Origin of the sequence: Ralstonia pickettii (assembly GCF_000607165.1) — a bacterium.
GTDB lineage: Bacteria > Pseudomonadota > Gammaproteobacteria > Burkholderiales > Burkholderiaceae > Ralstonia > Ralstonia holmesii.
Map to the genome: position 1 here is coordinate 405,746 of NZ_JFZG01000004.1, position 15,665 is coordinate 421,410.

Below are 15,665 nucleotides of genomic sequence, written 5' to 3' on the forward strand. Positions count from 1 at the left end.
GCTATCGGGGAAAGCCCGCGAATCCTGGGGCGGAATCGGGTGACGCCGAGTGCCGGGCAGTGCGCCTAACAATGGGGAGGAGCCACGTGAAGCTGCACCAGTTGCGCATCCTGCTTGCCGTGGCACAGCACGGCAGCATCCACGAGGCTTCGCGCGGGCTGCATATTTCTCAGCCCGCGTTATCCAAGGCGATTGCGGAGCTGGAACGGGAGCTTGGCGTCACGCTGCTGTCGCGCTCGGTGCGCGGCGTGAGCCTGACGGCGTATGGGATGGCGCTCGTCAAACGGGCCAGCGTGGTCGAGCAGGAGTTGCGTCACGCGCTGGAAGACATCGAATCCATCCGCGGGCATGCGGAGGCCGAACTCAACATCGGCTTTACCGCCGTGGCGTCGAGCGGACCGCTGCCGGACGCGATGGCGGCACTGCGCAAGCGGTTTCCCAACGTCGCGCTACGCGGCTTCGAACAACGTCCGCAGCAGATTCTGGAAGGGCTGCGCGAAGGGCGGCTCGATATCGGACTGATCTCCAGCAACAGCGGCCCCGGCACGGGGAGTTTTCAGTGGGAGCCGCTGTTTTCGGTGCCGATGCGCCTGGCGGTGCGCCCAGGCCATCCGCTGCGCCGCGTACGCAGGCTGCGCCCGCTGCTGGATGCCGACTGGCTCGTGCTCGACCCATTGGAAGACCCGGGCAGCCCGATGGCCAGCCTGATGCGGCTGCACCGCCTCGAAATACCCCGCCGGATCGTGCAAAGCGCATCGAATCTGCTAGGGCTGCAACTGGCCACAAAGACGGACGTCGTCAGCATGTGGTCGGAATTCGTCTTCAGCGGCACCGGCGGGCCGCTGCGCATGGTTCCCGGCTCGCTCGAAGTCTTGCCGATGGAAGACGAACTGCCGGATTTCAATGTCTACATGGTCTACCGTTCGGCCGACCTGATGACGCATGTGTGTGCGGAATTCAGCAAGGAGATCCGGCACGCGGCGCAGGACTATCGCCATCGTTGAACATCACGCGTCAAGTTCGGCGCCTTCCGTGCGCATGGCCCCTGGCGGGCGCCCGACCACCCGCTTGAAGGCGCGGCTGAACGCAGCGAGAGACCCGTAGCCGAGCCGGTATGCGACGGCTTCAATTGCCTCGCGGTCACGCGTGATCCATTGCGCGGCGAGTCGCATCCGCAGCTCGGTCAGATAGCGTACGGGCGTCATTCCTGTGGCTGCGAGGAAGCGCTCGGCAAATACCGAACGCGAAACGCCCGCTTGCGCCGCCAGCTCGGCAACGCTCCAGTTGCGGCCTGGGTCTCGATGCAGCGCGACGATCGCGCGACCGAGTTTCGGCTCGCGCAGCGCCTGCACCCAGCCCGTCGCATCGCCACAACCGCACTCCACCCAGCCGCGCACGATGAAAGCGGCCACGACGTCTGCCAGTCGCGCCAGGATGCCCGCAAAACCTGCGCGCTCCGAGCACGATTCACGTTCCATCGCATCAAGCATCGGGCGGATTTCGGGATAGCGCGCGAGCAGGGTGCCGACGTGCATGAACTCGGGCATGGTGCCCACTAGGGGCTGCATGCCGCCCAGATCCAACTCCATGCAGGCGCTGAAAATGAGCGCATCCCCCGGCGCCGATTCCGTACCGGCGCCAACCGACGCCACCGTGTCGCAGATCTTCGCGGCTTCAAAGCCGGCGATCTCGCGGCACGGCACATCCGGATCGGACAACAACGCATGCGGCGTGCCCTGTGGCAGCAGCACGGCATCGCCAGCCTCAAGCTGCATCGTTGCGCCCGACGCGTCGCGCAGCAGCACCGGCCCGCGCCCAACAAAGTGGAATTGCGCACGGCCTGGCGCCTCGCCAAAGCTCAACCCGAAGGGCCGGGCTACGTGGATACGGCGGTACTGGACGCCACTCAGCCGCATGCCCAGCAGCAGCTCGCTGACAAGGTCGTGCACGTCGGGCAAGGCAGATGGCAGAGAAGAGGGCATCCCAAAATCCGGACGATTGATCAACAAGACCGGATTGTATGCCATAGACCGTCCGGCGATGGGGCCCTACCATGCGGCCTTATTGGTATTTCCCCTGATCTTTTTCTACGGACCGACGCATGAATCCCGGAATCTCCACGGCTGCCTCAATCGCGGCTCCGCGTGAACCCGCCTGGGGCGCTGTCTTTGCGATGGCGCTGGGCGTGTTCGGGCTCGTCACGGCCGAATTCCTGCCCGCAAGCCTGCTGACGCCCATGGCGGAAAGCCTCGGCGTGACCGAGGGCGTGGCAGGACAGGCCGTCACGGCCACCGCAACGGTTGCGCTCGTCACCAGCTTGCTGACCGCCGCTGTCACGCGCTCCATCGACCGGCGGCGCGTGCTGCTCGCATTCTCGGTGCTGCTCGTGGCATCCAACCTTGCGGTGGCGTTCGCGACCAACCTGACGACGATTCTGATCGGCCGCGTGGTGCTTGGCATTGCGCTGGGCGGCTTCTGGACCATGGCCACCGCCACCGCAATGCGGCTCGTGCCTGCCGCGATGGTGCCGCGGGCGCTGTCGATCATCTTCAGCGGCGTGGCCGTCGCCACGATCGCCGCCGCGCCGCTGGGCAGCTACTTCGGCCACCTGATCGGCTGGCGCAATGTGTTCCTGGCCGCAGCAGGGCTGGGCGTGATTGCGTTCGTGTCGCAGGTCGCGACATTGCCGTCGATGGCGCCAAGCGGCACGACGCGCCTGCGCACATTGATCGACGTGCTGCGACGCCCGAGCGTCGGCATCGGGATGTTTGCCACGATCCTGGTGTTCACCGGTCACTTTGCGTTCTTCACGTACCTTCGGCCATTCCTCGAACAGGTTGCAGGCGTTGGCGTAAACGGCCTGTCAGCGATCCTGTTGGGCTACGGCATTGCCAACTTCGTTGGCACATCGCTCGCCGGCCGTGTGCTGGAACACCGGTTGCGGCCAATGCTGATCGCCATGCCCGCGCTGATGGTGGTGCTCAGCATCGCACTTGTTGCGCTGGGCCGTGCGCCGGTCTTCGATGCCGTGCTCATCGCGCTGTGGGGCATGGCGTTTGGCGGCGTGCCGGTGGCGTGGTCGACATGGGTCACGCGCACCGTGCCTGATGAAGCCGAAAGCGCGGGTGGCCTGATTGTCGCGGCTGTGCAGCTTGCAATTGCAACCGGTGCGGCAGCGGGCGGCGTGGTGTTCGACGCGAACGGCGCGGTGGGTGTGTTCATTGGCGCCGCCGTAGTGCTGGCCATTGCCGTCGCGACGATCGTGACGGGCGTGCCCAAGCGCCTGGAGATGGTGCCGGCAATGGCTGAGTGACGGAGCAAGATGCGCGCTGCTGGGCTGGGCTGGGCTGGTCGGGTGTGGGTTGGGTCCAACATCAAAGCGCGCACCTGTATTTCTCATAATTTGCATTATGTTAAATAGATGGTCGACCGGCATCCACCGGTCTCGCCTCACACCTCTTAAGCCTTCTTCAAAAACTCCGGCTTGAGCAGATAGCTCACGCCATCGATCTTGCAATCGATCGGATGGTCACCCGGGACCAGCCGGATGTTCTTCACCTTGGTGCCCGCCTTGAGCGTGCCCGAACCACCCTTGAGCTTCAGATCCTTGATCAGGAGCGCTGCGTCGCCGGTACGCAGCGGGTTCCCGTTGCTGTCCTTGATCTCCGGTTCGGCCTCCACTTCGGCTGCGGGCTCCCGAGGGTCCCATTCGTGGGCGCAATCCGGGCAGATCATCATTTCGCCGTCCTGGTAGGTATTCTCAGAGGCACATTGAGGACAGGCGGGAATCGTGGACATATCGAGTGGCATGAAGCGGCTGAATTGGGGCCCGCACTATACCAGCCGGACCCCCCTGGATGGCTTGACCATTGTCACGCCGATATGCGCCGCGCCAGCAAGAAAACGGGCCCCGTCGCCGACCGGGCCCGTTTCCATCTTGCTCTTGAGGGCGTCCGTTGCGACGCCCTCAAAGCTGCCGTGCTCAGTTGCCGAACAGGCTCTCCAGCACGCTGATCGTCGTTGAAAGGGTCGCGGAAACCGTCCCCGTTTTCCCTGCGTCGATCGCCAGCGCCACATCACCCGTGGAGGCAAAGGATGCGCTCGCCCGATCCTCCGTGGTGGCAAACGCCACGGAGCCGGCGCTCGGTACGCCCGAGGCGCCCACGACCAACGGCGACGTCGTGGTCAGCAGAAGGTTTTCGTTGCCCGAGGCCGTCGTGAAATTCAGGTTGCCGGAAAGCTTCACCTCATCGGTAAAGGTCAGCAGCGAAAGCGCATCATCCAGACGCCAGCCTGCCAGCATGATGGAATCCTGGACGCCATTGATGTTGCGGTTCACGGTTGCGTCATTGGACGTCGCAATGTATTTCAGCGTGCTGTCGGGCTGCGGAATCGATTTGGAAATCGTCATCGTTCCATTGAATGTCATTGAAGCGGTACCTGCCTGCGCGCTCAGATTATTAGCGGTGACGGCCGCGACAAACGAAAAATCCTGCAGGTTTGCTGTCGGGCCCGACGCCGCATTGATGACAAATGACATTCCGCCATTGAGCGTCGTCAATAACGTTGCGCCGGCAAGTTCAACGTTCTCCTGGCAATTCGCAAACGTCATGCTGGCGGTATCGCCTGCCGAGATGCTGTTCGAACCATCACGATCGTTGAATGTAATGGATGCGGTGCCTCCGCCCGTGCAGTTGGACGATAAGGTTCCGGGGCCCGCCTGGCTGCCCGCAGCGATGACGGAGAAGAGGCTGATCGCGTAGAGGCTGTAAGTATCGCGAGAACCAAAGTACGTATAGGCGGCAGCGGTTCGCGCGTTCAGGTAACCGTTGGCAGGGTCCGCCAGCCGGATGGAGGAAGGTTGCTGCAGCACGGGGGGTGCGGCACCGCCTTCATCATCGCCGCCCCCGCACGCGGCCAAAGCCGCTGCCATTGCCGTGATCAGCGTTGTCTGCAGCAATGTCTTCATGGCGAACTCCTTATTCTTTTCACGAAGATTCAACAACCTATGCCAGAGACATCAGCTTATGCAGCGTGGTTTTCATTGCATTTGATGATTAAAACTTCATTGATCCACCGCAACACAAAATTCAACCGAAAATAATCTGCCAAAGCAGAATCTGCTTACACTTTCAATTCAATCCATTCATTGAATATCCGACTTTCTTTCGCTTGACCGCCCTCACCTCTGCGCGTCATTGCCATCGCTTTTTCGCGGACATCCCGCCCGTTCGATTCGTGGGCAATCCGTCAAGTGCGCGACAGGCACCGGTCTTCGTTCTATGATCCAGCCTTCAACGACCGTTGCTGAACAGGAGAAGCCCATGGGCGAAGCCAAACGACGCGGCACGCAAGCCGAACGCATGTCCCAGGCGCAGAGCCGACTGGACGCCTTGCGCCCCGAAAAGCTGGTCTGCGGCGCCTGCAAGACCGCCTTTACCGAATTCGAAGGGATGGAACCGCGCGACATGCCTGGCATCCACGCCATCTTCGGCGGCGAATGCCCGAACTGCGGCGAGAGCGTGATCTCGTTTAACGGCGAACCCGAAGCCGTGGCCGCCGCCATGCTCGCGTATCAAGACGCCATGGAAGACGCCAAGCTCGGCGCGCAGACGCAGGAGGGCAAACACATGCCCTACGTCGACGAAGACGACAAGCCCACGCAACACTGAAGCCGCCATGCAGAGCACCCCGACGCGACGCTACCGCCACTACAAGGGCGGCGAGTACGAATGGCTATGCGAGGCCACGTATGAGCCCGATCCTGCCATCAAGATGACGGTCTATCGCGCCGCCAACGGCACGATCTGGACACGCCCGTCAACGATGTTCCATGAAATGGTTGAAGTCGACGGCCGGCAGGTGCCGCGCTTTGCGCTGATCGACTGAATGCCGACCGAAACCTTCTCCTTGCGAGCGGGCCTGCGGGCCCGTTTTACGTATTGGCGTGACCGCACCGGCGCTTGGGCCGCGCGCCATGGCCAACTGACTGCGGGGCTGCACGAGTTTGTCGTCTTCGGCATCAAGCAGGCGTGGGCATGCCTGTTCGGCGGGTTGATGGTCGCCCTGCTGATCGGCACGCATTTCTGGTATCCGGCCGACGCGCCGATTGCCCGCTACGACGCTCTGACGATTGCCGCGGTCATCATTCAGATTGCCTTGCTCTGGCTGAAGCTGGAGACGTGGGACGAAGCCAAAGTGATCTTGATGTTCCATGTGGCCGGTACGGGCATGGAGGTGTTCAAGACTGCAGTCGGTTCGTGGATTTATCCCGAGGCGTCGGTGCTGCGCATCGGTGGTGTGCCGCTGTTCACGGGCTTCATGTACGCCTCTGTGGGGAGCTATATCGCGCGGGCGTGGCGCGAATTCGACCTGCGCTTCTCGCAGCACCCGCCGTTGGCCGTGACGGCCCTGCTCTCTCTGGGCATCTACGCGAATTTCTTCCTGCACCACTATTGGTGGGATCTGCGCTACGTGCTGATGGCGCTGATTGCGGTGGCATTCCGGCGCTGCTGGATCCACTTTCGCATTGATCGCGTCCACCGGCGCATGCCGTTTCTGCTCGGCTTTACGCTGGTAGCGCTCTTCATCTGGCTCGCGGAAAACATCGGCACGTTCACGCGCACGTGGCTCTATCCGAACCAGTTGCAGGGCTGGGAAATGGTGTCCATAGCCAAGCTCGGCGCCTGGTTCCTCCTGACCATCATGAGCTACGTGATGGTCACGCTGGTCAACCCGCCGCGGCCCGTTTCTGACGCTTGAACCAGGCATGCTCGCCCGGCGCCCAGTCGCGGAGTTCGAAGGTGATGCGCACGCGGCGCGAGAGCTGCAGGTAGACGCCGCACGTGAACGTCAGCGCCACCGCCACGGCGGCGCCGTCGATAAAGGTGGTGCGCGCTCCTGGAATGCCGCCCGCCATCAACATGAGCCCGATCAGCGGCGGCAGCAGCGCCATGTGCGCGAGCATGGCCGGCCGGAACGCGCTGTCGTGCGTGGTAGCCAGTACCAGGACCGTCACGCAGGAGATCAGATAAAGCAGCGTGGTCAGGTTGATCGCCCCGCTGCCCGGCGCGTTGGCATCAAACAGATCGGCCCCGGCCAGTTGCAGCGCATCCATCGACAACCCTTGCCAGAACACCCACGTTGGCCCGGCGATGGCAATGGCCAGTACCCACGGCAGCCATCCGGCAATGCCGTACAGCGGATGTTGTCCCGCTGCGATCGGGTCGATATCGACCCAGCGATGCGTCAGCATGATGCACCCCCAACAATGCGCGCCCGTTCTGGTGACGGTTGCTTTCGGCAAGCGCCGGCGGCGTCTGCCTCCCCTGCTTTCTAGCTTAGGTCGCTGCGCAAAGCTCGCAATGCGGGAGGAACCCTGAGCGCACAATCGAATTGCGCTGCCTCAACTGCCGGCCAGCTATCGGCGGAACAGTCGCGGGCGGTCCGGATCGTAGAGCGGGTCGGGCGTGATCTGCGTGAGCTGCAATACACCGGCGGGGTCGAAGTAGAAGTGCATCAGCGACGGCCAGACGTCGTCCGCCTTGAAGCGGTACGACCAGACCAGGCGGTCCATGCGCGGGAAATACGCCGTTTCCACCGGCTGGCCGAAATGTCGCAGCACGTCGTCCCGGGTCCAGACACCGATCTTGGCCTGGGCAAACTCAAGGCTGCTCAGCACTTGCTTGAAGGCGACGAGCTTGCCGCTGGCATCGAAATCGGCCGCGTAGGTGAACTGGCCGTACGGTTTGGTCGGATAGAGCCAGCGGGTGCCGCCATCGAGCGGATAGGTTTCGCGCGGCGGCCCGAACTGCGCCTGCACGGCGGGCTCGTCCGCACCCACCAATCGTTGGCCCTTGGTGACGGGGGATTCCAGTGCCGCACATCCCGCCGTTGCCGCAACCACAATCGCTACCGCCGCCCACCGCATTGCGCGCATGACAACCGCCCTCGCCTAACTGAGTGAAGCCGGTAGTTTACCGCCGTGCCTAGGTTCAACGCGCGAGTAGCGGCGTGATATCGAGGTGCGTTGCGGCCAGGCGCGCATCGGCGTGCGGCAATCGCGGGATCGTGCCCAGATGCGGTGCGTTGATCCAGCGGCGCAAGGTGGCGACGTTGTCGTCAAGCCCTGCCATGGCCGGGTCGACCACGTTACCGACCCAGCCTGCCAGATGCAGGCCGCGTGCGGCAATTGCCTCGGCGGTGAGCGCGGCGTGGTTCAGGCAGCCCAGGCGCAACCCGACGACCAGCACCACGGGCAAGCCCAGCGCCACGGCCATCTCGGCCGTATCAAAGTCGTCTGACAGCGGCACCCGGAAACCTCCGACACCCTCCACCACAACGGCATCCGCCAACGATCTGGCGTGCGCAAACGCATCGAGAATCGGCGGCAGCGTAATCGTCACGCCCTCTCGCGCTGCGGCCAAATGCGGAGACATCGGCGCATCGAGCAGCCATGGGCAAACGGTGTCGAGCGGCAGATCGACTGACGCGGCGGCGCGCAGTTGCTCGACGTCTTCATTGGTGCGCGTGGGCGCGCCCGCCAGCGTGCCGGCAGCAATCGGCTTGAGGCCTGCGGCGCGGTAGCCGGCATCAGTAAGCTTGGTCAGCAATGTCGCGCTGACCAGCGTCTTGCCGATCTCCGTATCCGTGCCGGTGACAAAGCAATCGAAGCGCGCGCGCATATCAGGCTGCCTTGGCCGGTTGCAGAGACTGGCCGGCCGTTTCCAGCGCCTGCGCAAGGCGCTCGATGTCTGCATCGGTATGTGCGGCCGACAGCGTGATGCGCAGACGCGCCGTGCCCGCTGGCACCGTCGGCGGGCGGATGGCGGCGATGCGGATGCCTTCGCGTTCCAGCGCGGCGGCCAGCGCCAATGCGGGGGCGTTCTCGCCAATCACGATCGGCTGGATGGCCGTGGGCGATGGCATCCATTGCCAACCGAAACGCGCGGCCAAACGCTGCGCATGGGTACTCCAAACGGCGATATGGCGATCAAGGCGTGCGCGGCGGTCAGCGCCCTCCTCGCCCGCGATCAGATCCAATGCTGCTTCCACCGCACACGCAATGCCCGGCGGCGTGGCGGTTGTGAAGATGTACGTGCGTGCGCGCTGGACCAGCCAGTCGATCACCAGCCGGTGCGCGACGATGGCCGCGCCCGATCCACCAGCGGCCTTGCCGAAGGTGCCGACATAGATGAGGCGTTTCGAGTGCAGCCCGAAATGCGACAGCACGCCCGAACCTTTTTCGCCAAGCACGCCCAAGCCATGCGCGTCGTCGACGATCAGCCAGGCGTCGTAGCGTTCGGCCAGCGCGAGCAGTTCGGGCAGCGGTGCGATGTCGCCGTCCATGCTGAACACGCCGTCTGTGACGATCAGCTTGTTGCGGCTGGTGCTCGCGGCCAGAAGCGCTTCCAGCGCAGCCAGGTCGACGTGCGGATAGACCTTGATCGGCGCCCGCGACAACCGTGCCCCGTCAATGAGCGAGGCGTGGTTCAGCGCGTCGGAAAAGATCGTGCACTCCTCCGCCGGGCGGATGCCGCCGGCCTGCGCCATGGCGCTCACCACGGCCAGATTGGCCATGTAGCCGGTGCAGAAGAACAGCGCGTCTGCCTCGGGAATGTGTTCAGCTTGCAGCGCAGCCATGCGTGCTTCCAGCCGCGCGTGTGCGATCGAATGGCCACTGACCAGATGCGATGCGCCGCTGCCGAAGCCATATTGCTGCGTGCCGCGCGTCACCGCCTCGGCCAAGGCGGGATGCGCTGCCAGGCCCAAATAATCGTTGCCGCAAAAGCCGAGAATGTCGCGCGGTTCGCCCCCGGACACGCTGATGCGCTGACTGCGGTCGGTCGGGCTGTAAGCGGTGCGACGCACGCGGCGCAGGTGCGCGGCATCGATGGCGGCAAGTCCCGCCTGCAGGTCGTCAAGCAATCGCATAGGTGTGTCCTTCTGTTTCGCCCGTAGCTTGGGCCAGCGTGTCTTCAAGCGTCTGCAGCGTGCGTTCGACCAGGATGTCGGCCTCTTCGTCGGTCAGCACATAAGGCGGCAGCAGATAAACGGTGGTGCCGATGGGGCGCAGAAGCAGCCCATGCGTACGCGCCGTCAGCGCAAAACGTTCAGCAAAACGGGCACCGGCCACTTCGGGGTGCACGTCGAACGCGGTGATCATCCCCGTCTGCCGCAGATGGGCAAAACGCGCATCGTGCGACAGCGGCGCCAGCCCCTGGGCGATGCGCGCGGCGGTCACGCGATTGCGCGCAAAGACGTCTTCTTCAGCAAACAGATCGAGCGTGGCCAGTGCCGCGCGGCATGCCAGCGGGTTGCCCGTGTACGAATGCGAATGGAGGAAGCTGCGCACCGGTGCATCGTCGTTGAAGGCGTCATAGATGGCATCACGCGACAGCACGATCGATAGCGGCAGATAGCCACCGCTGATGCCCTTCGACAGACACAGCAGGTCCGGCCACACGCCAGCCCGCTCGCACGCGAAGAACGTACCGGTGCGGCCGCAGCCGACCGCAATCTCGTCCGCAATCCAGTGCACGCCAAATTCATCGCACAGCGCGCGTACGCCGCGCAGATAGCTCACGTCGTGCATGGCCATGCCGGCGGCGCACTGCACCAGCGGCTCGATGATGACGGCGGCGATGGTGCCGGCGTTGGTGCTCAGGCAATCGCGCAGCGCGGCCAACGCGCGTTCGGCCACGTCGGCGGCGGTCTCTCCTGGGCCGGCTAGACGCGCGTCCGGCGATGGCACGCGGTGCGATTGCAGAATCAGCGGGTCATACGCATCGCGGAAGATCGCGACATCGGTCACGCCCAGCGCGCCGAGCGTTTCACCGTGATAGCCATGTTCCAGGCAGACGAAACGGCTGCGCGCGCCCTGCCCTGCGTTGCGATGGGCGTGGAAGCTCATCTTGAGTGCGATTTCCACGGCAGAAGCACCGTCGGAGCCGAAGAAGCTGTGGCCCAGCACACCGTCCGTCAGGTCGATCAGGCGCTCAGCCAGCTCCACTGCCGGGCGATGCGTGGCTCCCGCCAGCATGACGTGCTCCAGTGAGTCGAGCTGGGTCTTCAGCGCCGCGTTGATGTGCGGATTCGCATGGCCGAACAGGTTCACCCACCAAGAACTGGTGCCGTCCAGGTAGCGCTTGCCATCAAAGTCGATCAGCCACGGCCCCTGGCCGCGTGCGATCGGCAGCGGCGGCATGGCATCGAGCCGTGCATTTTGGGTGCACGGATGCCAGACGGCCGCGCGGCTGCGCGCCTGCCACGCCGTATTGGCGCTGGACGCGCCGTCAACCGGCACCGGAATTGGGGGATACGCCATACGAGGCCTCCTCGAAACAGAAGCGGGGGATTCGGCGGCGTATGGTAGAGGGCATATCGATCAAACAACAAGCCCGCACGTTGAATGAAATTAACGACACATAGACCGAAAAAGAAAGACGAAACGCGCTTCTTCGGCGGATTTCCAACGTCCTGCATGGAACTTGTCGCTAAAAAATCTTTTCCGGCGCAATAAAAAAGGCCCTAAAAATCACATCGAGCAGGCATCGGCCGAACGCGACCTCGAAACTTGCGACGGAGGCGGGAGGGCTGAAGGATTATTTACTTTGAGTGATGTTCAGAATGGACCGCACGTTTGCGTTGCGTCATTGCCTCGCCCTAGGGATAACCCTATACTCGGGAAAACCCTAGATAACGCAACGAGAGAAAACATCATGATCCAGCAAGCCTATTACACCCCGAAGTTCGCCGGCCAAGCTCAAGTGCAGGCCGCCCGTCGCCCATCGCTGCTGCGCGCAGTGGTCAATTTCTTCCGCAACGGTTGGGATGACAACCTGGTGTACGCAGAAGTGGTTGGCAAGTCGGGCTCATACCTGGGCTAAGGCCTGCGGCTGAATCGTCAGCCATGCCGCAAAGGCAAAAAAAAAACGGCGCATCGGCGCCGTTTTTGCTTTGGCCGCTTCACGCGCACCTAGCCTAAATCGCCACCGCCCACCGGCAACACCGTCCCGGTGATGTACGAGGCCTCGTCCGAAGCCAGGAACAGGATCGCTCGCACCTGCTCGTCGATCGTTCCGTAGCGATGCATCAGGCTGCTGGCAATGGTCTGGTCGACGATGCCCTGGTACCACGCGGTTTCCTGCTCCGACATGGGCGCTGTATTGCGCGGAATCTTCCGCGGCGGCGCCTCGGTGCCACCCGTGGCGACGGCGTTGACGCGAATGTTGTCCTGCGCATGCTCCAGCGCCAGGCTGGCCGTGAGCGCGTTCACACCGCCCTTGGCCGCCGAATACGGAATCCGGTAGATCCCGCGCGTGGCAATCGACGACACGTTCACGATCACGCCCTGCCGGCGCTCCACCATGTGCGGCAGCACGGCGCGGCAGCACCACAGTGTGGGAAACAATGAGCGGCGGATCTCCGCCTCGATCTGCGCTTCTTCATAGTGCTGATACGGTTTTGCCCAGATCGTGCCGCCGACATTGTTGATCAGTACGTCGATGCGGCCATAGGCATCAAGCGCGGCCTGCACCGCATGTTGAGCGCCAGCGTAGGTTTCCAGATCCGCCGTGGTGGCGTGGGCCTGACCGCCGGCAGCGGCAATCTCGGCCTGCACCTCGTAGACCAGTTCTGCTCGATCCACCAGCAGCACCTGGGCGCCCTCTTGTGCCACCGCCAATGCCACGCCACGCCCGATGCCTTGGGCCGCGCCCGTCACGACGGCAGTCTTGCCTGAGAATCGTTGCATGCTCATGCCGCCTTCGCCTCCGGTACTGCATTGGGCGTGAACTTCTCGTAGTAGAAGCTGTTGGGCTTCACGCCCTCATCGTCAAAGTACTTGCGCACGGCGTCGACCATTGGCGGTGGGCCGCACAGATAGACGTCCACGTCGCCGTCGTTCAGGGCGTCGGCCGGCACGTGCTGCGTCACCCAACCCTTGCGCGGATGATTCGACGCGGCGTCGGCCACGACGGTGGCATAGCTGAAGTTCGGCAACCGTGCTGCATAGGCTTCCAGCGCATCGACCTGCACCAAGTCTAGGTCACGGGTCACGCCATAAATCAGATGCACCTTCTGCTGCGAATTGGTGCGTGCCAGCACTTCAAGCATCGACAGGAACGGCGCGAGGCCCGTGCCGCCCGCCAGGAACAATAGCGGCCGCTGCACATTGCGCAGATAGAAACTGCCCAGCGGCCCGTGCAGATCGAGCTTGTCCCCCGGCCGTGCGGTTTCCAGCCAACGGCTCATCACGCCGCCGGGAATCTTCTTGATCAGGAAGCTGATCTTCGATTCTCCGGGGGCGGATGAGAACGAATACGAGCGATGCTGCCCGCTGCCCGGCACGCCGATGTTGACGTACTGGCCAGGGAGAAACACCGGCGCAGTGGCATCCACATCCAGTTCAAGCACGACGGCTGCGTCGTTGTGCAACTCGACTTTCGACACCGTTGTCCCGAAGCTGCTCTGGCCAGTCTTGCAGCTGGTCGACGTGGTGGGCACCGCGATCACGCAATCGCTTTGCGGCACCATCTGGCACGTCAGGACGAGGCCGGTGTTCTTCTCGTCTTCGGTCAGGGCATCGTCAATGTAGTCGTCACCGAGGTCGTAGCTTCCGCTCTCGGCGCGGCACTTGCAGGTTCCGCACACACCATCGGAGCAATCCATGGGCAGGTTGATCTTGGCGCGGAAGGCGGCATCGAGCACCTTCTCCCCCGCTTTGCAATCGATGAAACGGGTCACACCGTCCTCGAAGTTCAATGCGACTGTGAAACTGGACATGGGATACCTCCGCTGCCTTGGATACGTGGGTGCAGATCAGACGTGATAAACGTCGAGCACCTGCCGGATGTAGTCGTTCTTCAGGACGATCTTCTTGGATGCGATCAGGAAGCCATCGCCGGCGCGGCGCAGGGTGACGAACATCGTGCCGAAGAAGTGATCGGTGGTTTTGTACCGATGGCTGAGCGTGTGAAAGTTGTAGCGCACGTCGACCTCATCGCCGCGTTCGGCCAGGACTTCCACGTTGGTGACCGTGTGGCTGGTTCTCGGCTCCGGCGTGGAAGCGCCGCTGCGTTCGGTCTTGATGCGAAAGACGCGATCCTCCAGCCCGCAGCGATTGGCGTAGTACATCAACGAGATCTGGCTCTGCGGGTCGTCGGTCAACTGGTCGTCGTCATCCCATGCGGGCATCCAGTAGGTGACGTCTTCCGCGTAGCACTCGAGCCACACGTCCCACTGGCGGTCGTCAAGCAGTCGCGCCTCGCGGTACAGGGCGGCGCAGATGTTCTGGTAATCCGTGCTCATGCCGGCACTCCTTCGCATTCCTGCTTGAGTGCCTCGCGCATGACGCGCACCCAATATTCGTGCTGGCAGACGAACAGGCCTTCGTCTTCACTGCGCTCGCCCGAGATGAGCGGCTTCAATCCCATCCTGGTTGCATTCTCGTCAGGGCCGTGAATCCACAGCGGCGCCCCGCGCGACAGGTCGTTCCACAGCGCGGTGGTGCCGGCATATCCGTTCTGGCAGGCGCGGAATTCCTCCAGGTCGTCGGCGGTGCCCATGCCCGTGACGTTGAAGAAATCCTCGTACTGGCGGATGCGCGTGGCACGGTCGGTTGCGCTCTCGCCCTTTGGCGCGAAACAGAAGATGGAGACCTCGGTCTTGTCGACACTGATTGGCCGTACCACGCGAATCTGCGTGCTGAACTGATCCATCAGGAACACGTTCGGATACAGGCACAGATTGCGGGTCTGGTTGACGATGAAGTCCGTTTGGATTTCGCCCACGCGCGCCTTGATTTCGTCGCGGTGTGCATAAACGGGCCGCACCTCCGGATTCATCGTCTTGGTCCACAAGAGGATGTGACCGTGCTCGAAGCCATAGACGCCCGCCACCGACTTGCTCCAGCTGTTCGCATCCACCGCCTGGGTGCCGCCTTCCTTGCGCCGCCCCATCGTTGCGGCGTAGTTCCAGTGCACGGTGCTCACGTGGTAGCCGTCGCAGCCGTTCTCCATCTGCATCTTCCAGTTGCCGTCATAGACGTAGGAAGAATTGCCACGCAGCACTTCCAGGCCATCGGGCGCCTGATCGACGATCTGGTCGATGATCACTCGCGCTTCGCCAAGATAGTTTTCGAGCGGTTGCACGTCGGCATTGAGGCTGCCGAACAGGAAGCCACGATAGTTCTGGAACCGCGCCACCTTCTTCAGATCATGCGAGGCGTGCGTGTTGAACTGCACCGGATACTCGGTGGTCTTTTCGTCCTTTACCTTGAGCAGCTTGCCCGTGTTGGAGAACGTCCAGCCGTGAAACGGGCACGTGAAGCTGCCCTTGTTGCCATGCTTGCGGCGACACAGCATCGCACCCTTGTGCGCGCACGCGTTGATGACCGCGTGCAGCTCCCCGGTCTTGTCGCGGGTGATGACGATCGGCTGGCGGCCGATCCACGTGGTGTAGTAATCGTTGTTGTTCGGGATCTGGCTTTCATGCGCCAGATACACCCAGTTGTTCTCGAAGATGTGCTTCATCTCCAGCTCGAACAGATCCGGGTTGGTGAAGATATCGCGGCGGCAGCGGAAGATGCCGGCCTCTTCGTCATCCACCACGGCGGTTGACAGCAGTTGGTCCAGTTCGCTGGCTTTATCGATCAAGGCGGACAT

The 15,665-nt window shown here is 63.1% G+C and carries 18 protein-coding genes; 6 read left to right on the plus strand and 12 right to left on the minus strand.

Annotated elements, in window-relative coordinates; all coding sequences use genetic code 11:
• Positions 1 to 86: 86 nt before the first annotated feature.
• A complete protein-coding gene (locus tag BG83_RS0104960) occupies positions 87 to 1,004 on the plus strand; it encodes a LysR family transcriptional regulator (protein WP_024975681.1) in 918 nt (305 codons plus the stop codon).
• 3 nt (positions 1,005 to 1,007) lie between these two features.
• On the opposite strand, the gene BG83_RS0104965 is transcribed toward BG83_RS0104960, so the two are convergent.
• Positions 1,008 to 2,027, minus strand: coding sequence for an AraC family transcriptional regulator (locus BG83_RS0104965; RefSeq protein ID WP_051541445.1), 1,020 nt, complete (start codon positions 2,025 to 2,027; stop codon positions 1,008 to 1,010).
• A 74-nt stretch (positions 2,028 to 2,101) separates the two neighbouring features.
• On the opposite strand from BG83_RS0104965, the gene BG83_RS0104970 reads away from it, so the two are divergent.
• On the plus strand, positions 2,102 to 3,313 hold the full coding sequence (locus BG83_RS0104970) for an MFS transporter (protein ID WP_024975683.1): 1,212 nt from the start codon (positions 2,102 to 2,104) through the stop codon (positions 3,311 to 3,313).
• A 146-nt stretch (positions 3,314 to 3,459) separates the two neighbouring features.
• On the opposite strand, the gene BG83_RS0104975 is transcribed toward BG83_RS0104970, so the two are convergent.
• A complete protein-coding gene (locus tag BG83_RS0104975) occupies positions 3,460 to 3,798 on the minus strand; it encodes a zinc ribbon domain-containing protein YjdM (protein ID WP_024975684.1) in 339 nt (112 codons plus the stop codon).
• A gap of 184 nt (positions 3,799 to 3,982) precedes the next feature.
• Positions 3,983 to 4,969 carry a hypothetical protein gene (locus BG83_RS0104980; RefSeq protein ID WP_024975685.1) on the minus strand — a complete coding sequence of 329 codons (987 nt, stop codon included), beginning with the start codon at positions 4,967 to 4,969 and terminating at the stop codon, positions 3,983 to 3,985.
• A 355-nt stretch (positions 4,970 to 5,324) separates the two neighbouring features.
• Between BG83_RS0104980 and BG83_RS0104985 the strand changes: the two genes are divergently transcribed.
• Genes BG83_RS0104985 through BG83_RS0104995 form a run of 3 tightly spaced genes read left to right on the plus strand, consistent with a single transcriptional unit; the run spans position 5,325 to position 6,762 of the window.
• On the plus strand, positions 5,325 to 5,672 hold the full coding sequence (locus BG83_RS0104985; RefSeq protein WP_024975686.1) for a hypothetical protein: 348 nt from the start codon (positions 5,325 to 5,327) through the stop codon (positions 5,670 to 5,672).
• Between the two features lie 7 nt (positions 5,673 to 5,679).
• Positions 5,680 to 5,889, plus strand: a complete 210-nt coding sequence (locus BG83_RS0104990; RefSeq protein WP_024975687.1) for a DUF1653 domain-containing protein — start codon at positions 5,680 to 5,682, stop codon at positions 5,887 to 5,889.
• Positions 5,890 to 6,762 (plus strand): DUF817 domain-containing protein, encoded by an 873-nt coding sequence (locus BG83_RS0104995; RefSeq protein WP_024975688.1) that lies wholly within the window; start codon positions 5,890 to 5,892, stop codon positions 6,760 to 6,762.
• Here BG83_RS0104995 and BG83_RS0105000 read toward each other — a convergent pair.
• The 5 genes from BG83_RS0105000 to bioA all read right to left on the minus strand — a co-directional run bounded on the left by BG83_RS0105000 (position 6,731) and on the right by bioA (position 11,326).
• Positions 6,731 to 7,255: a hypothetical protein gene (locus BG83_RS0105000; protein ID WP_024975689.1), complete on the minus strand. Its 525-nt coding sequence runs from the start codon at positions 7,253 to 7,255 to the stop codon at positions 6,731 to 6,733. The genes BG83_RS0104995 and BG83_RS0105000 overlap by 32 nt on opposite strands.
• Before the next feature lie 165 nt (positions 7,256 to 7,420).
• Positions 7,421 to 7,939, minus strand: coding sequence for a hypothetical protein (locus BG83_RS0105005; protein ID WP_024975690.1), 519 nt, complete (start codon positions 7,937 to 7,939; stop codon positions 7,421 to 7,423).
• Positions 7,940 to 7,994: 55 nt separating this feature from the next.
• Positions 7,995 to 8,684 (minus strand): dethiobiotin synthase, encoded by a 690-nt coding sequence (bioD, locus tag BG83_RS0105010; protein ID WP_024975691.1) that lies wholly within the window; start codon positions 8,682 to 8,684, stop codon positions 7,995 to 7,997.
• Position 8,685: 1 nt separating this feature from the next.
• Positions 8,686 to 9,933: an 8-amino-7-oxononanoate synthase gene (gene bioF / locus BG83_RS0105015; protein WP_024975692.1), complete on the minus strand. Its 1,248-nt coding sequence runs from the start codon at positions 9,931 to 9,933 to the stop codon at positions 8,686 to 8,688.
• Positions 9,920 to 11,326, minus strand: coding sequence for an adenosylmethionine--8-amino-7-oxononanoate transaminase (bioA, locus tag BG83_RS0105020; RefSeq protein ID WP_024975693.1), 1,407 nt, complete (start codon positions 11,324 to 11,326; stop codon positions 9,920 to 9,922). Before bioA ends, bioF begins: the two co-directional genes overlap by 14 nt.
• A gap of 394 nt (positions 11,327 to 11,720) precedes the next feature.
• Here bioA and BG83_RS29640 point away from each other — a divergent pair, with 394 nt between their 5' ends.
• The gene (locus BG83_RS29640; protein WP_200869025.1) at positions 11,721 to 11,888 is read left to right on the plus strand and encodes a hypothetical protein; all 168 of its coding nucleotides are present in this window, start codon (positions 11,721 to 11,723) and stop codon (positions 11,886 to 11,888) included.
• An 89-nt stretch (positions 11,889 to 11,977) separates the two neighbouring features.
• Here BG83_RS29640 and BG83_RS0105030 read toward each other — a convergent pair whose 3' ends face one another.
• Genes BG83_RS0105030 through BG83_RS0105045 form a run of 4 tightly spaced genes read right to left on the minus strand, consistent with a single transcriptional unit; the run spans position 11,978 to position 15,665 of the window.
• Positions 11,978 to 12,760, minus strand: coding sequence for a 1,6-dihydroxycyclohexa-2,4-diene-1-carboxylate dehydrogenase (locus BG83_RS0105030; protein ID WP_024975694.1), 783 nt, complete (start codon positions 12,758 to 12,760; stop codon positions 11,978 to 11,980).
• Complete coding sequence (gene benC, locus BG83_RS0105035) at positions 12,757 to 13,785, minus strand: benzoate 1,2-dioxygenase electron transfer component BenC (RefSeq protein WP_024975695.1); 1,029 nt, start codon at positions 13,783 to 13,785, stop codon at positions 12,757 to 12,759. Before benC ends, BG83_RS0105030 begins: the two co-directional genes overlap by 4 nt.
• Positions 13,786 to 13,821: 36 nt before the next feature.
• On the minus strand, positions 13,822 to 14,310 hold the full coding sequence (gene benB, locus BG83_RS0105040) for a benzoate 1,2-dioxygenase small subunit (protein WP_024975696.1): 489 nt from the start codon (positions 14,308 to 14,310) through the stop codon (positions 13,822 to 13,824).
• Positions 14,307 to 15,665, minus strand: coding sequence for a Rieske 2Fe-2S domain-containing protein (locus tag BG83_RS0105045; protein WP_024975697.1), 1,359 nt, complete (start codon positions 15,663 to 15,665; stop codon positions 14,307 to 14,309). The genes benB and BG83_RS0105045 overlap by 4 nt, the downstream gene beginning before the upstream one ends.

Excerpts from the sequence above, each read along its gene's own strand:
- BG83_RS0104965 (WP_051541445.1), bottom strand. The coding sequence starts at position 2,027 with ATGGCATACAATCCGGTCTTGTTGATCAATCGTCCGGATTTTGGGATG.
- BG83_RS0104970 (WP_024975683.1), top strand. The coding sequence starts at position 2,102 with ATGAATCCCGGAATCTCCACGGCTGCCTCAATCGCGGCTCCGCGTGAA.
- BG83_RS0104975 (WP_024975684.1), bottom strand. The coding sequence starts at position 3,798 with ATGTCCACGATTCCCGCCTGTCCTCAATGTGCCTCTGAGAATACCTAC.
- BG83_RS0104980 (WP_024975685.1), bottom strand. The coding sequence starts at position 4,969 with ATGAAGACATTGCTGCAGACAACGCTGATCACGGCAATGGCAGCGGCT.
- BG83_RS0104985 (WP_024975686.1), top strand. The coding sequence starts at position 5,325 with ATGGGCGAAGCCAAACGACGCGGCACGCAAGCCGAACGCATGTCCCAG.
- BG83_RS0104990 (WP_024975687.1), top strand. The coding sequence starts at position 5,680 with ATGCAGAGCACCCCGACGCGACGCTACCGCCACTACAAGGGCGGCGAG.
- BG83_RS0104995 (WP_024975688.1), top strand. The coding sequence starts at position 5,890 with ATGCCGACCGAAACCTTCTCCTTGCGAGCGGGCCTGCGGGCCCGTTTT.
- BG83_RS0105000 (WP_024975689.1), bottom strand. The coding sequence starts at position 7,255 with ATGCTGACGCATCGCTGGGTCGATATCGACCCGATCGCAGCGGGACAA.
- BG83_RS0105005 (WP_024975690.1), bottom strand. The coding sequence starts at position 7,939 with ATGCGCGCAATGCGGTGGGCGGCGGTAGCGATTGTGGTTGCGGCAACG.
- bioD (WP_024975691.1), bottom strand. The coding sequence starts at position 8,684 with ATGCGCGCGCGCTTCGATTGCTTTGTCACCGGCACGGATACGGAGATC.
- bioF (WP_024975692.1), bottom strand. The coding sequence starts at position 9,933 with ATGCGATTGCTTGACGACCTGCAGGCGGGACTTGCCGCCATCGATGCC.
- bioA (WP_024975693.1), bottom strand. The coding sequence starts at position 11,326 with ATGGCGTATCCCCCAATTCCGGTGCCGGTTGACGGCGCGTCCAGCGCC.
- BG83_RS29640 (WP_200869025.1), top strand. The coding sequence starts at position 11,721 with ATGATCCAGCAAGCCTATTACACCCCGAAGTTCGCCGGCCAAGCTCAA.
- BG83_RS0105030 (WP_024975694.1), bottom strand. The coding sequence starts at position 12,760 with ATGAGCATGCAACGATTCTCAGGCAAGACTGCCGTCGTGACGGGCGCG.
- benC (WP_024975695.1), bottom strand. The coding sequence starts at position 13,785 with ATGTCCAGTTTCACAGTCGCATTGAACTTCGAGGACGGTGTGACCCGT.
- benB (WP_024975696.1), bottom strand. The coding sequence starts at position 14,310 with ATGAGCACGGATTACCAGAACATCTGCGCCGCCCTGTACCGCGAGGCG.
- BG83_RS0105045 (WP_024975697.1), bottom strand. The coding sequence starts at position 15,665 with ATGTCCGCCTTGATCGATAAAGCCAGCGAACTGGACCAACTGCTGTCA.